The sequence below is a fragment of the Hydrotalea sp. GW822-HT8A01 genome (genome assembly GCF_058798575.1).
Window position 1 is genome coordinate 42,560 of sequence record NZ_CM179506.1, and the last position, 14,371, is coordinate 56,930.

Annotated in this window: 14 protein-coding genes; 10 read left to right on the top strand and 4 right to left on the bottom strand. The window is 33.4% G+C overall.

What is annotated here, in order from left to right; genetic code table 11:
- Window positions 1–14: 14 nt before the first annotated feature.
- The 10 genes from AC3QLY_RS00150 to AC3QLY_RS00195 all read left to right on the top strand — a co-directional run bounded on the left by AC3QLY_RS00150 (window position 15) and on the right by AC3QLY_RS00195 (window position 10,904).
- Window positions 15–302, top strand: a complete 288-nt coding sequence (locus tag AC3QLY_RS00150; RefSeq protein ID WP_492991271.1) for an alpha-N-acetylglucosaminidase C-terminal domain-containing protein — start codon at window positions 15–17, stop codon at window positions 300–302.
- 42 nt (window positions 303–344) lie between these two features.
- Window positions 345–1,361, top strand: coding sequence for a LacI family DNA-binding transcriptional regulator (locus AC3QLY_RS00155; RefSeq protein WP_492990190.1), 1,017 nt, complete (start codon window positions 345–347; stop codon window positions 1,359–1,361).
- 188 nt (window positions 1,362–1,549) lie between these two features.
- Window positions 1,550–2,527, top strand: a complete 978-nt coding sequence (locus AC3QLY_RS00160) for a phosphotransferase enzyme family protein (protein ID WP_492990192.1) — start codon at window positions 1,550–1,552, stop codon at window positions 2,525–2,527.
- Between the two features lie 11 nt (window positions 2,528–2,538).
- Window positions 2,539–4,218 (top strand): GMC oxidoreductase, encoded by a 1,680-nt coding sequence (locus AC3QLY_RS00165; protein WP_492990194.1) that lies wholly within the window; start codon window positions 2,539–2,541, stop codon window positions 4,216–4,218.
- 7 nt (window positions 4,219–4,225) lie between these two features.
- Complete coding sequence (locus AC3QLY_RS00170) at window positions 4,226–5,089, top strand: sugar phosphate isomerase/epimerase family protein (RefSeq protein WP_492990196.1); 864 nt, start codon at window positions 4,226–4,228, stop codon at window positions 5,087–5,089.
- A 51-nt stretch (window positions 5,090–5,140) separates the two neighbouring features.
- Window positions 5,141–6,433, top strand: coding sequence for a sugar MFS transporter (locus AC3QLY_RS00175; RefSeq protein WP_492990198.1), 1,293 nt, complete (start codon window positions 5,141–5,143; stop codon window positions 6,431–6,433).
- Window positions 6,434–6,668: 235 nt separating this feature from the next.
- On the top strand, window positions 6,669–8,375 hold the full coding sequence (locus AC3QLY_RS00180) for an alpha/beta hydrolase family protein (RefSeq protein WP_492991273.1): 1,707 nt from the start codon (window positions 6,669–6,671) through the stop codon (window positions 8,373–8,375).
- A gap of 10 nt (window positions 8,376–8,385) precedes the next feature.
- Entirely contained in the window at window positions 8,386–9,132 is a 747-nt protein-coding gene (locus AC3QLY_RS00185; protein ID WP_492990200.1) for a glucosamine-6-phosphate deaminase, read from the top strand.
- Window positions 9,133–9,138: 6 nt separating this feature from the next.
- Entirely contained in the window at window positions 9,139–10,317 is a 1,179-nt protein-coding gene (nagA, locus tag AC3QLY_RS00190) for an N-acetylglucosamine-6-phosphate deacetylase (RefSeq protein WP_492990202.1), read from the top strand.
- A 77-nt stretch (window positions 10,318–10,394) separates the two neighbouring features.
- Window positions 10,395–10,904, top strand: coding sequence for a DUF421 domain-containing protein (locus AC3QLY_RS00195; protein ID WP_492990204.1), 510 nt, complete (start codon window positions 10,395–10,397; stop codon window positions 10,902–10,904).
- 83 nt (window positions 10,905–10,987) lie between these two features.
- On the opposite strand, the gene AC3QLY_RS00200 is transcribed toward AC3QLY_RS00195, so the two are convergent.
- The 4 genes from AC3QLY_RS00200 to atpD all read right to left on the bottom strand — a co-directional run bounded on the left by AC3QLY_RS00200 (window position 10,988) and on the right by atpD (window position 14,264).
- On the bottom strand, window positions 10,988–11,620 hold the full coding sequence (locus tag AC3QLY_RS00200; protein ID WP_218331367.1) for an outer membrane beta-barrel protein: 633 nt from the start codon (window positions 11,618–11,620) through the stop codon (window positions 10,988–10,990).
- Window positions 11,621–11,665: 45 nt separating this feature from the next.
- Window positions 11,666–12,304 carry a DUF4136 domain-containing protein gene (locus AC3QLY_RS00205; RefSeq protein ID WP_074418622.1) on the bottom strand — a complete coding sequence of 213 codons (639 nt, stop codon included), beginning with the start codon at window positions 12,302–12,304 and terminating at the stop codon, window positions 11,666–11,668.
- A gap of 179 nt (window positions 12,305–12,483) precedes the next feature.
- Window positions 12,484–12,729 carry an ATP synthase F1 subunit epsilon gene (atpC, locus tag AC3QLY_RS00210; protein ID WP_068242796.1) on the bottom strand — a complete coding sequence of 82 codons (246 nt, stop codon included), beginning with the start codon at window positions 12,727–12,729 and terminating at the stop codon, window positions 12,484–12,486.
- Window positions 12,730–12,758: 29 nt separating this feature from the next.
- The gene (gene atpD, locus AC3QLY_RS00215; RefSeq protein WP_492990207.1) at window positions 12,759–14,264 is read right to left on the bottom strand and encodes a F0F1 ATP synthase subunit beta; all 1,506 of its coding nucleotides are present in this window, start codon (window positions 14,262–14,264) and stop codon (window positions 12,759–12,761) included.
- Window positions 14,265–14,371: the final 107 nt, after the last annotated feature.

A 14,371-nucleotide genomic window follows, 5' to 3' on the forward strand; every position in this document is an offset into this window, starting at 1 on the left:
TAAAAGAAAAAAATATTCTACTTTTATACTGTACTAAAAATGGGGAGCCTTCAACCCAATGGGCAGGATTAATTAAAGACTTTTATAAGCAAAGATGGATACAATATTTTCAATTTTTAAAAATTAATTGGAATGAAAACATTACAATTAAACAAAAAGAATTTGAGGAACAAATAAAAAATTGGGAATGGCAATGGGTAAATCAAACAAAAAAATATTCGAATATACCGAAGGGAAACAGTATAATAATAGCCAATAATTTATTTAAAAAATATTATTCGCAATTTTTAAAGCAATATTAAAAAAAGAAATGTTTATATTGGTATAAAACAGTAATTTAAATTATGCAAAAAGGAAGCCCTACCATAAAAGAAATTGCGAAAAAATTAAACATATCCTTTTCAACAGTTTCAAGAGCTTTACACGATCATCCAAGTATTGGTTTAGGTACTAAATTAAAAGTAAAAAAACTTGCAGAAGAAATGGGTTATGAGCCCAATCAAACAGCAGTTTTTTTACAACAGGGTAAAACCTATACCATTGGGGTAATATTACCGCATCTGGCCGAATCCTTTTTCCCCGCTGCAATCAGTGGCATTGAAGAAGTTGCCATAAAAAATGATTATGTTGTATTACTCGGCCAGTCATTAGACAGCATGGAACGTGAAATAATGTTAGTAGAATCTATGCGCAAACACAGAGTGGATGGTTTAATTATATCAATGGCAAAAAACACCAATAATTATGAGCATTTTGAGAAGTTTAAAAAAAGTAATATACCCATTGTTTTTTTCGATTGCATACCTAATATAAAGGAAATACACACAGTATCCTGTAATATTATATCGGGCAGCATTCAGGCTGTTAGCTATTTATTAAAGAAAGGGCATCGTGTAATTGGTTTAATCAATGGTCCGGAAAAACTGGCAGCATCAAAAGAAAGATTAGAAGGGTATCAACAGGCATTACTCAAAAACAGATTAAAATTTGATCCATCGCTGGTAGTTAATTCAGACTTGACCAAAGAGGGCAATATAAAAGCCTTGCACGAAATTTTAAAAAATAAAAGAAAAGTTACCGCCATTGTTGCATTTCATGATAACCTCGCACTTGAAATTATGCAGGAATTAGACGTTACCGCTACAGATCACAAACCAGCTATAGTAAGTTACGCAAATTTACCAATGATGCAGTTTTTAAAATACAAACCAAATGCATCGGTTGAGCAATTTCCTTATTTGCAGGGGAAAAAAGCAACAGAGGTAATCTTAGATATCATAAAAAATAAACATAATGAAGATGCTGAAAATAATGCCTTCTATAAAATAATTCTGGATTCCAAGCTAATTGAATACAATTAAGAACCTTTCAATTGTATCATTTTACACAAACGTTTGCAACCTATAATCAATTTGAATTGTGGTAAATTTAAGTTTCTAATAAAGTAAGCTTAATGAACGGATTAGCAAAATTTTTAAAGGAATTACAGGTTGAAAATGAAGTAGTACAAATTGAATCATTTGGCAATGGTTTGGTTAATCGAACCTGGTTGGTTAGTTTAAAAAATAAAAAAATTATTGCTCAAAAAATAAATACGAACATTTTTAAATACCCTGAAAACATAAATCACAACTTAAATACTCTTTCCAAATATTTTTCAAAGTATTTTCCGGAATATATATTTACAAAACCACTCAGCAACCCAATGGGGCAAACACTTTTTAACATACAGGATGAATACTACAGGGCTTATGAATATATAGCCAATTCATATGTTTATAACACTATTGACAATGAAAATTTAGCTTATGAGGCAGCTAAACAATTTGGGAAATTTACTAAATTATGTGTCGACTTAGATATTCACCTAATTAAAACAACAATTCCAAATTTTCATAATCTTACTTTCCGTTACAAACAATTTGAAAATGCACTTGAGTTGTCTGAACCGGAGAAAAAAGCATTTGCTTATAATTTAATTAGGGAATTGCAGGCAAAAAAATATATAGTAGAAAACTATGAATCAATAATAACCAATCCAAATTTCAAAAAAAGGGTAATTCATCACGACACAAAAATAAATAACGTATTATTTGATAATAATGATAAAGGTATTTGTATTATTGACCTAGACACCATTATGCCGGGTTATTATATAAGCGATATTGGCGATATGATGCGTACTTATTTATCTTCTGCTGATGAAAATGAAACTGATTTTAATAAAATTAGTATTCGTGAAAATTACTTTACAGCTATTGCAAAAGGGTATTTAGAGGAAATGAATAGCGCCTTGTTTGATGAAGAATTAAAAGAATTTATTTTCTCCGGACAATTTATGATTTATATGCAGGCACTTCGGTTCCTAACTGATTATCTGGAAAACAATATTTATTATGGCGCAAAATACCCACTTCAGAATTACAATCGAGCAAAAAATCAAATTGTATTACTAAATAGATATGAAGAAAAAATATCTAATTTTCAACACTATCTCAGCAAGAATATTTTAAATAAAATTTTTTAAAATAATGTTTAATGGAAAATACAGATTTTGATGCTATAGTAATAGGAAGTGGGATTTCAGGTGGATGGGCTACCAAAGAATTAACCGAAAAAGGATTAAAAGTTTTATTATTAGAAAGAGGTAGAAATTTTGAGCATATAAAAGATTATGTAAACGCAAATAAAGAATTTTGGGATTGGCCACATCGGGGAGAAAGATCACAAGCAATGATAAAAGCTTACCCCGTTCTGAGCAGGGATTACTTAATGGACGAAAATATTATGGATTACTGGCCTAATGAACAAGGCTGTCCTTATACAGAAATTAAACGCTTTGATTGGTTTAGGAGTTATCAGATGGGTGGTAGATCAATCATGTGGGGCAGACAAAGTTACCGATGGAGCGATTTTGATTTTGAAGCCAACGCAAAAGATGGAATAGCCATTGATTGGCCGGTACGTTACAAAGAAATTGCACCTTGGTACAGTTATGTTGAAAAGTTTGCAGGCATAAATGGTTCAATAGAAAATTTAGCACAATTACCGGATGGGTTGTTTCAACCCCCAATGCAAATGAATGTTGTGGAAAAAAATCTTGCTCAGAAATTAAAAGCCTATTACAAGAACAGTAGAACAATGATTATTGGTCGTTCAGCTAACCTTACCCATAATTTGCCAGGACGAACCAAATGCCAGTATAGAGATAAATGTGCTTTAGGATGCCCATTTGGTGGATATTTTAGCACGCAATCATCAACCCTGCCAGCTGCATTAGCTACAAAAAATCTTACAATTAGAACTTGGGGTATTGTAACCAGAATATTGTATGATAAAGACAAAAAAAAAGCAACTGGAGTAGAGATTATTGACGCACAAAGTAATAAAACTTATGTATTCAATGCTAAAATTATATTTTTAAATGCATCTACACTCAATAGTACTTGGATACTGATGAACTCAGCAACTGAAATATGGCCCGACGGCCTAGGAAGCAGTTCCGGAGAATTAGGCCATAATTTAATGGACCATCATGTTGGCATTGATGCATCTGGAGAAATAGAGGGGTTTGAAGATAAATACTATTATGGAAGAAGAGCCAATGGAATTTATATCCCCCGATTTAGAAATTTATTTGGAGATAAAAGAAATTATTTACGTGGATTTGGTTATCAGGGAAGCGCCAGCCGAGAAGGTTGGAACAGAGATGTTGCCGAATATTCTATAGGAATAAATTTAAAAGAAAATCTATCTGAACCCGGGAAATGGAAATTTGGTATGGGTGCATTTGGTGAAATGTTACCCTATCATGAAAACAAGGTTGTATTAGATAAATATAAAACAGACAAATGGGGATTGCCCGTTTTAGCCATTGACTGTGAAATTAAAGAAAATGAAATAAGTATGCGTAGAGACATGTTAAATGATGCTGCTGAAATGTTAGAAAACATGGGTGTTAAAAATATACAAACCAATGATAATGCAGGAGCACCCGGTAGAGCCATTCACGAAATGGGAACAGCCCGAATGGGTGATAGTCCCAGAAATTCAGTACTGAACAAATGGAACCAAGTATGGGATGCAAAAAATGTATTTGTAACAGATGGATCCTTTATGGTTTCATCGGCCTGTCAAAATCCATCATTAACATATATGGCATTTACCGTACGTGCAGCTAATTACGCATTTGAAGAATTAAAAAAAAGAAACATATAAATCAATCATGCAACAACTATTTAAAATAATCCTGAACGCAATACTAATTTTTCTGTTAGTGTTAAATATATCGTGTAACACAAAGGGAAATAGTAAAAATACCATAGAAAATACACCACCATGGCATTTAGGTATTCAGTTATGGACATTCCATCTCTATCCATTCATTACTGCTATTGAAAAAGCCGACAGTTGTGGATTAACTTACATTGAAGCGTATTCCGGTCAATCTATCGGAAGTGTCTATTCTGATTCTTTCAATATAAACATGTCTGAAAAATCAAAAAATTTTGTAAAACAGCTGCTAACTAATAAAAAAATGATACTGGTAGGTTTTGGTGTACTCAACCCCTCCGGTAAAAATGAGTGGGATAAAATATTTGCATTTGCAAATGAAATGGGAATAAAAATATTAACAGCAGAACCAAGACAACAGGATTTAGATTATGCTGATAGTTTAGCAGGAGTTTACGGAATGAAAATTGCCATTCACAATCATCCAAAACCAGCACCCTATTGGCATCCGGATTCAGTATTAGCAGCACTACAGCATCATCCAAACATATTTACCTGTGCAGATATCGGACATTGGGAAAGAAGTGGTTTAAACCCCGTAGAATGTATTCAAATGTTGAAGGGTAAAATTGCCGATGTACATTTAAAAGATGTAGATGGATATAATAAAATTGATGCCAATAATATGGTTTTGGGAAATGGAGTGATTAATCTGAATGGCATTTTTATAGAATTAAAAAAGCAAAATTATAGAGGCCAAATATCCATTGAACATGAACAAAACTGGTTGAATAATATACCAGATGTAGAAGAAAACATAGAATGGTATAACCGGGAAATGGCTAAACTTTTTTAAAACATGTAGATTTATAATTATTTAATATAAATATTAATACTATTTTAAAAAATGAATACCCTTGCGATTTCAAAACAAAGTAATAAACATGCAATTTTTATTATTGGTGTACTATTTTTCATATTTGGTTTTGTAACCTGGTTAAATGGCACTTTAATTCCTTTCTTAAAAATTATTTGTGAATTACAAACAGACACACAAGCATTTTTTGTGGTAACTGCTTCCTACATGGCCTATTTTTTTCTTGCCATACCTGCATCTTATATTTTAAAAAAAACGGGTTATAAAAATGGCATGGCATTGGGATTAGCAATTATGATGATAGGAACAATTTTATTTTTACCAGCAGCAACCACAAGAAACTTTGGACTGTTTTTATCGGGCTTATTTTTGCAAGGTGCTGGTTTAGCACTTTTACAAACTGCAGCTAATCCCTACATCAGTATATTAGGCCCTATTGAAAGTGCAGCAAAAAGAATTAGCATTATGGGCATTAGTAATAAGCTGGCAGGTGTAATTAGTCCTTTAATATTAAGTACACTTTTATTAGGCAATATTGAAATAGTTGAGAGGGGTTTAACAACAGATATTAGTTTATCAGAAAAAATAGTATTATTAAATGAGTTAGCCAATAAAATAAAAGCCCCCTACATAATTATGGCAATAGTCCTTTTAGGGCTTGCCATTATCATTTTTCAATCATCATTACCAGAAATAAAGGATACAGAACAATCTAATCAAACAAAAGAAGCAAATACAATTTACAAAAGTATTTTTTCCCATACACACCTTTGGATAGGTGTATTAAGTATATTTTTATATGTAGGAACAGAAGTATTGGCAGGGGATGCAATTGGAATTTATGGGAATGCCATGGGAATACCATTGAATGAAACCAGATATTTTACCTCCTTTACCCTTACCGGTATGTTAATAGGTTATGTTGCAGGCATAATTACTATACCAAGATATATTTCGCAACAAGGTGCATTAACATTGTGTGCACTATCTGGTATTGCATTCACTATAGCCATTTATTTATCTCATGGTTATTTAGCTATTATGTTTATTGCTATGCTAGGATTGTCAAATTCTTTAATGTGGCCTGCAATATTCCCACTTGCAATAGATGGTTTGGGTTCAAAAACCAAAATTGGCGCTGCCTTCTTAATTATGGGTATCGCAGGTGGGGCAATATTACCGTTAATTTTTGCAACATTGAAACATGTTCCTCAAATAGGCTATAAACTGGCATTTTTTGCATGCTTGCTTCCGGCTTATTCATTCATTTTATTCTTTTCTGTAAAAGGATACAAACTAGGAAAAATAATTGCCGAAAAATAAAGTTATACATCCAATGTATCAAGATATTAGTATATCAAATATAAATACATCAAAAGAACCACCTTCCAGAGAAAATGACAAAGTGTATCTATATCTTAAAAAAGCAGCAAAGCAATTATTCAGGCAATATATGCCTGCTGCAGATCTTACTGCCTGGGAAAAACAAAAAAAAGAAATTTACAATAAAATTATAGAAAGCGCCAATATTCATTTCTACAAAGATTTACCAATAGAAATGAGTGTTACAAAAATTTTACATAGGAATTCATATTCAATTCAAAACATATATTTTCAAACACTACCCAATGTATATGCCACTGCCAATTTGTATATACCCAAGGGAGAAGGACCATTTCCTGCAGTTATTAATTTACATGGCCATATTAAAGACGGCCGATTAGATTCATCAATTCAAAACAGAGCCCATTTTTTAGCCAGTAATGGATTTGTTTGCTTATGTATGGATTCATTTGGTTCAGGAGAACGTTCAGAAATTCATGGTGAATCAGATTATCATGGTTCAAATAAGGGAGCAGCGTTATTAAATATCAATGAAACCTTATTAGGTATTCAGATTTCGGAAAATATTAGATGCATAGATTTACTGGCAGGATTAAACATTGTAGATATTAACAATATTGGAGCAACAGGCGAAAGCGGTGGCGGAAATCAGGCCATGTGGTTGGCTGCTATAGATGAAAGAATAAAAGCAGTAATACCGGTAGTTAGTGTAGGTACTTTTGAAGCATTTGTTATGGAACACAATTGCATTTGTGAATTACTGCCGGATGGCTTAACTTTTTGTGAAGAATTTCAGGTATTGGGTTTAATTGCTCCAAGAGCATTAAACATCTGTAATGCACTTCAGGAAACTCATGCAGCCTTTAGTGCGCATGAAATGGTTAAAACTGCACGAAATACAGGTGAAATTTATAAATTATACAAAGCAGATTCTTTATTTCATGTTCAAATTTTTAATAATGCACATGAATATTCATTCGATATGCAAAAGGCAATGTTGCTTTGGTTTAATCAACATCTAAAAAAATTTTCTCAAAAAATTCAAAATGAATTTTCAGAACCAGATTTTCATAAAAGTGATCTGTGCGTTTTCCCTATTGGTGAAAGAATTCCTAAAATTACCACACAGAGTAAATTTCTGGAAACCCAAAGTATCTTAATTGAACAAGAAAAATTATCACTACAATTTACTTCTGAAGAAGAGCGAAAAAAACTGAAAAAAAATCTTCGCATCAATGAATCAAAGATTTCGGATGATACTAATTATACATTAAATAAACTATCTTCAGTAATTTCAGTAAAAAACATTTGTATTGAATGGTATTGTAATAAAATTTCGTGTAATACCAAACACAATACCATAGATACTAAAAGTAATACCCTTTTCTTACAATTGAATCTCTTTGGTTCAGGCATACAAACATCTCCAATAGCAGATTACTTTGATGAACAAATGACTCCATTTCATACTTTATCGAGATCGCTTAATTGGATTGGGAAAACAGTAATTGGAGAGTGGGTTAAACAAATGAATGAAATTATAGATTCTATATTACTTATAAATCCATCTGCAAATATTATGTTAAGAGCAGAAAAAGAAGCAGGATTGGCTGTTATATTTTTTTCTGCCCTTTATCCCGATAAAATCAAGAACATTGAACTAGAAAACGTGCCTATAAGCTATTCGTTTAAAGCACAAAAAAATTATGATTATTACAATATGTCAGTGCATTTGAAAGCTATTATAAACTGGGGAAACATAGTTAAGGCAGTAGCACTTAACAATGCAAACATTACATTTACCAATGCAAGAAATATTCATGGAAGTATAATTTCAGAAAAAGAAAAAAACACATTCATCAACAATCATACATCATTTAAAAATATATATAAAACTAACTCAAATATATTTTTTAATTAAAAAAAACAATATGAACATTCATATACTATCTAGTAAATCATCATTGGGGGAATCTGCAGGTGAAAAGGCTGCAAGTTTAATTAAGACAACTATTAAAGAGCAAGGCAGCGCCAATATAATTTTAGCCACAGGTGCAAGTCAATTTGAAACATTAAAATATTTAATTACAGATAAAGCAATTGAGTGGAACAAAGTGGTAATGTTTCATTTAGATGAATATATTGGTATTTCGGAAAAACATGGTGCCAGCTTTAGAAAATACTTAAAAGAGCGTTTTCTGCAGCAGGTTACACCTTTAAAAGCTACTTACCTGATTAATGGAGAAGCTGATGCTTTAACAGAATGTAGTCGTATTTCAAATTTAATCAAACAATATCCAATAGATGTTGCTTTAGTTGGAATTGGTGAAAATGGACATTTAGCATTTAATGATCCGCCTGCTGATTTTGAAACAGAATATCCCTACATCATAGTAAATTTAGATGATGATTGCAGAAAGCAACAACTCAATGAAGGTTGGTTTAAAAACATAGACGAAGTACCACATCAGGCCATTAGTATGTCAATTAAACAAATAATGAAATCTAAAAATATTATTTGTTCTGTCCCAGATCGCAGAAAAGCACCGGCAGTAAAAAATTGTTTACAAAATGAGGTGAGCAATCATTTTCCGGCTAGCATTTTACAAAACCATCATTTTTGCGACATTTATTTAGATTTTGAATCGGCATCATTACTTTGTAATTTAAAAAAATAAAGCTAAATGCGAACTGCAATTGTTCATGGGCGTATTATTACCTATGATGGCATTTTAGAAAAAGGTTATATTATTATTGATGATGGAATCATCACGCAAATTGGAGAAAACACGATGTCTGAAGATGTTGATATTATTGTAGATGCAGACAACCATTATGTATCTCCCGGATTTATTGATTTGCATATTCATGGAGGTGGCGGTTTTGATTTTATGGATGCAACACAAGAAGCATTTAATAAAGTAGCGGAAACTCATTTGGCATATGGCACTACCACCCTAATGCCTACAACTTTAACGGGTAGCAAAGAAAAAATTTTAGATGTACTTAGAGCATTCCAGGCTTTCAGAAAAAATAACTGCAGTAAAGTCACATTCCTTGGTATGCATCTTGAAGGTCCATATTTTGCTATGGAACAGAGAGGTGCTCAAAACCCTAAACATATAAGAAACCCGGATATGCATGAAATAAATGACATTTTATTATATGAAGATAATATTAAACGTTGGAGTATTGCCCCAGAACTACCCGGCGCCTTACCGCTGGGAAAATTATTAACCGAAAAAAATATCATTGCTTCAATTGCACATACAAATGCACTATATGATGATGTTGTTTTAGCAACACAATATGGTTATAAATTAGTAACCCATCTTTATTCTGCCATGAATGGTGTTATTAGGAAAAATGCTTACAGATATGCCGGAACAATAGAAGCTGCATTTTTAAATGATGAATTATATGTTGAAATTATTGCAGATGGCAAACATTTACCTACACCACTTTTACAATTAATTTATAAGATTAAAGGACCTGATAAAATTGCTTTAATTACTGATGCTATGCGTGCTGCAGGAACAGAGGTAAACACAAGTGTTTTGGGTAGTTTAGAGGATGGCCCGGAGGTGCTTATTGAGGATGGTGTTGCAAAACTACCAGATAAAACTTCTTTTGCGGGAAGCGTTGCGACTACAAACCTTTTAGTGAAAACAATGTGGAAGGATACAGGCATTCCATTAATAGATGTTATTAAAATGATAAGCACAACCCCGGCAAAAATAGTTGGAATTAACCATGAGCTAGGCTCTATTGCTTTAAATAAAATTGCGGACATTGTAATATTTGATGAAGCAGTTAATATCAAAAAAATTCTCAAAAAAGGAATAGTCATAAAATCCTGTTAGATGCCAATTTTTTTATGTATGTATAAATGATAAATAGAACCATGAAAAAGTGATATATTGCTATACAATCAATGAATATGCTATTTCCATATCTTGTCATTGCTGCCAAATCAACCACTGTATACCTGTTCATTATCCTGGCCATACGCATTTTCGGGAAAAAAGAATTGGCGCAATTATCGGTAATTGATTTAGTTTTTATTTTACTCATTAGTAATAGTGTACAAAATGCAATGGTGGGCAATAATACTACCCTATCTGGTGGATTTGCTGCAGCTTCCGGATTATTCATTAGTAACTATATTTTAAAGCTCTTTTTAAAACGCTATAGCATATTTAGTAAAATGGTGCAGGGTGAAAAAATATTACTGATACATGATGGCATTGTATTAAAAGAGGGAATGGAAAAATCTATGTTTAATATAGATGAATTGGAAAGGGCTATTCGCGAACATGGTGTAGATAAAATTGAAGATGTTGACCTCGCTATTTTAGAAGTAGATGGTAACATTAGTGTACTATCAAAAAACTATTCGCACAGAACGGTAAAACCGAGAAAAAAGCCGCAGTTATCGCACAATCCCTAAGTGCTACATGATAGTAAAATAAAAAAGCCATTTCCCGAAAGAAATGGCTTTTATTTTGCTTACCAAAAATATTTTTAAAAAGTCTAATGCAACTGGAATATAAGTCCGGCATGTATACCCACCATATTCATATTCATGGCATCGCTCATGCCAAATTTGGTGTAATTATAAGATACTCCAAATTGAAAAGCGGTATTTGAATTGTAACGGCTAAATGGTAATTGCACACCGGCATCGGCCATCGCGGTAAACTTACCATTGGAAGTATTATTGGAAGAAAACTCACCCAGATATTGATTATAGGTTATAAAACTAATGCCTGCTCCGGCTGCAACATAAGGCTGTATTAGTTTTGTAGTTCCCAAAAAAGGTGTAAAAGTAACTTTTGCCATAACCGGTACTGCCTGAATAGAATTAGAAAGAACGGCTGATATCTGTTGATTGGGTGCCAGATTATACACCGTTCTCGGGTATTTCTGATAAAAATCCTGATAACCAAATCCAAGTCCAACTGCCCATTTATTGTTTAGTCCTAATGAGACATCGCCCATTAAACCCCGTGGTGATATATTGGAAACATAGTTCGATTTAAAATTGCCTAATGGTAATCCTAAATCATAAGCAGCATTCAATTTTACAATGCCTCTTTGCGCCAATAAAGATGAGGCGGGCAACAAACTAAACAATAACAGCGTTAATATTATATATTTTTTCATATATTTTTTTAATGGATGAATAATACAATAACATAATGAATGGTACTAATTGGCTTTTAAATAAGACGACTGGCTAAATAAAGCATACACCTGACTGTCGGCGGTAGTAGCATCAGCAATACCTTCCCCTCTTATTAAGCCATTCCAAATAATCTTTATTTTTCCATTCGCCGCTGCATTTTTTAAATCTAACATATCAATAGAAAGTGCGCCAGAATTAATTTGGTAGGTACCATACATATAAGGAGAATAATAACCATATCCGCCATAGCCCCAATAAGTAGGATCATAATATCCCCCGTAATAATCATAATAACTACTGTAATCAATTATTCCGGTAGTAGTGGTGTTAATATAGGTTACATTTATTCCTAAATCAGGGCTGGCAGATTTAGGCACCAAGGTATAGCCGGCCTGCTGCATGTATTTAGTAATGGCATCAATAAAAGCCTGACCGGTGGGTGTAAGCGATTTAGATGATTGCCCATTGTCTACCACCGTTACTGAATCATCTATACTAAAAGTTTTGTAACTGCTAAAATTTACCGTTGAGTCTCTTTGTGTAATGTAAATTCGGGTATCGGGATTACTTAAATTATTTACTGCGCTGTTTTTGGTACAACTTACCAAACCAAAAATAGCAAGCGCCAAAAAACCGGAGGTCAGTTTAATATTGTATTTCATACAGAAATTTTTTTTATGATATAAAATTAGTTTGTAGTTGATGCTTTAGATAATTTTGATTGTTAATAGTTAAGCGTAAAATACTTTTTTATGATTTTATTGACATTAACAGGATGCAGGTAACAAAAAAAAGCACCCGATTGGGTGCTAAAAATTATTTTTTTATTTTATAGTTAAGCTTAATGTACACCTTCTACCAGTACAGTTACTTTATTATTGAAAACTTCGGCAAAACCACCGGTAATGGTATAATGTTCGGTTTTTTGTTTATCAACCAACACTTTAATATTACCTTTAGACAAGGCACTTACCAGCGGTGCATGCTTTTCAAGAATTTCAAATAAGCCTGAAATGCCGGGTAACTGAACACCATATACATTGCCACTGTACACTTTTTTCTCGGGTGTTAATATTTCTAACATCATAAATTTTCAATTATAACAAGGTATACAATTTAACTTCGGGCCTGTGCCAGTAATTTTTTACCTTTTTCAATGGCATCCTCAATAGTACCTACTAAGTTAAATGCAGCTTCAGGATATTCATCAACTTCGCCATCCATAATCATATTAAAGCCTTTAATGGTATCATTAATATCAACAAATACCCCTTTTAAACCGGTAAATTGTTCAGCCACATGGAAAGGTTGTGATAAGAAACGTTGTACCCTTCTTGCACGGGCTACTACTAATTTATCTTCATCACTCAGCTCATCCATACCCAAAATGGCAATAATATCCTGTAACTCTTTATAACGTTGCAAAATTAATTTTACCCGGTTGGCACAATCATAGTGTGCATCGCCCACAATTGCAGGGGTTAAAATACGGGAAGTAGAATCCAACGGATCTACCGCAGGATAAATACCTAAGTCGGCAATTTTACGGCTTAATACAGTTGTAGCATCTAAGTGCGCAAAAGTAGTGGCAGGAGCCGGATCGGTTAAGTCATCCGCAGGTACATATACTGCCTGAACAGAAGTAATAGAACCGTTTTTGGTAGAAGTAATTCTTTCCTGCATTAAACCCATTTCAGTGGCCAAAGTGGGTTGATAACCTACCGCAGAAGGCATACGTCCTAATAAAGCTGATACTTCTGAACCTGCTTGTGTAAAACGAAAGATATTATCAACGAAAAATAGGATATCTCTTCCTTTTCCGGTACCATCACCATCGCGGAAATATTCAGCAATGGTTAATCCGCTTAAAGCCACACGTGCACGGGCCCCGGGGGGTTCATTCATTTGTCCGAATACGAAAGTGGCTTTTGAGTCTTTCAATTCTTCCAGATTCACTTTGCTTAAATCCCAACCACCTTCTTCCATACTATGTTTAAAAGCATCACCATATTTCATAATGCCTGCTTCAATCATTTCACGCAACAAATCATTTCCTTCACGGGTTCTTTCGCCTACACCGGCAAATACAGATAAACCGCCGTGGCCTTTGGCAATATTGTTAATCAGCTCCTGAATTAACACGGTTTTACCTACACCAGCACCACCAAATAAACCAATTTTACCACCTTTTGCATAGGGTTCAATCAGGTCAATTACTTTAATACCGGTATATAAAACTTCAGTTGCAGTACTTAAATTCTCAAACAATGGTGGTTTGTTGTGAATGGGGCGGCCATTTGCTTTTGATAACTGCGGCAAACCATCAATGGCATCGCCGGTAACGTTGAATAAACGACCATTAATACCTTCGCCAACGGGCATTGAAATGGCTTTTCCGGTATCAATCACTTCCATACCCCGTACCAAACCTTCGGTACCATCCATTGCAATGGTACGTACACTATCTTCACCCAAATGTTGTTGTACTTCCAAAACAAGGGTATCTCCATTGGGCTTTTTTATTTCTAATGCATTGTAAATTTCGGGCAAATCGTTCAGGTTGGGGAAATGAACATCCACAACGGCTCCAATAATTTGCTTAATATTACCTGTAGCGGCCATAAATAGACAGTTTTTTAAAATTTGCGGCAAAGGTAAGGGAATGAAGGTTTCAAATTCTAACCATTTTTTAATGATAGAATATTTTTTATAGAAGCCCTTCCACTACC

Excerpts from the sequence above, each read along its gene's own strand:
- AC3QLY_RS00155 (WP_492990190.1), top strand. The coding sequence starts at position 345 with ATGCAAAAAGGAAGCCCTACCATAAAAGAAATTGCGAAAAAATTAAAC.
- AC3QLY_RS00165 (WP_492990194.1), top strand. The coding sequence starts at position 2,539 with ATGGAAAATACAGATTTTGATGCTATAGTAATAGGAAGTGGGATTTCA.
- AC3QLY_RS00170 (WP_492990196.1), top strand. The coding sequence starts at position 4,226 with ATGCAACAACTATTTAAAATAATCCTGAACGCAATACTAATTTTTCTG.
- AC3QLY_RS00175 (WP_492990198.1), top strand. The coding sequence starts at position 5,141 with ATGAATACCCTTGCGATTTCAAAACAAAGTAATAAACATGCAATTTTT.
- AC3QLY_RS00180 (WP_492991273.1), top strand. The coding sequence starts at position 6,669 with ATGAGTGTTACAAAAATTTTACATAGGAATTCATATTCAATTCAAAAC.
- AC3QLY_RS00185 (WP_492990200.1), top strand. The coding sequence starts at position 8,386 with ATGAACATTCATATACTATCTAGTAAATCATCATTGGGGGAATCTGCA.
- nagA (WP_492990202.1), top strand. The coding sequence starts at position 9,139 with ATGCGAACTGCAATTGTTCATGGGCGTATTATTACCTATGATGGCATT.
- AC3QLY_RS00195 (WP_492990204.1), top strand. The coding sequence starts at position 10,395 with ATGCTATTTCCATATCTTGTCATTGCTGCCAAATCAACCACTGTATAC.
- AC3QLY_RS00200 (WP_218331367.1), bottom strand. The coding sequence starts at position 11,620 with ATGAAAAAATATATAATATTAACGCTGTTATTGTTTAGTTTGTTGCCC.
- AC3QLY_RS00205 (WP_074418622.1), bottom strand. The coding sequence starts at position 12,304 with ATGAAATACAATATTAAACTGACCTCCGGTTTTTTGGCGCTTGCTATT.
- atpC (WP_068242796.1), bottom strand. The coding sequence starts at position 12,729 with ATGATGTTAGAAATATTAACACCCGAGAAAAAAGTGTACAGTGGCAAT.
- atpD (WP_492990207.1), bottom strand. The coding sequence starts at position 14,264 with ATGGCCGCTACAGGTAATATTAAGCAAATTATTGGAGCCGTTGTGGAT.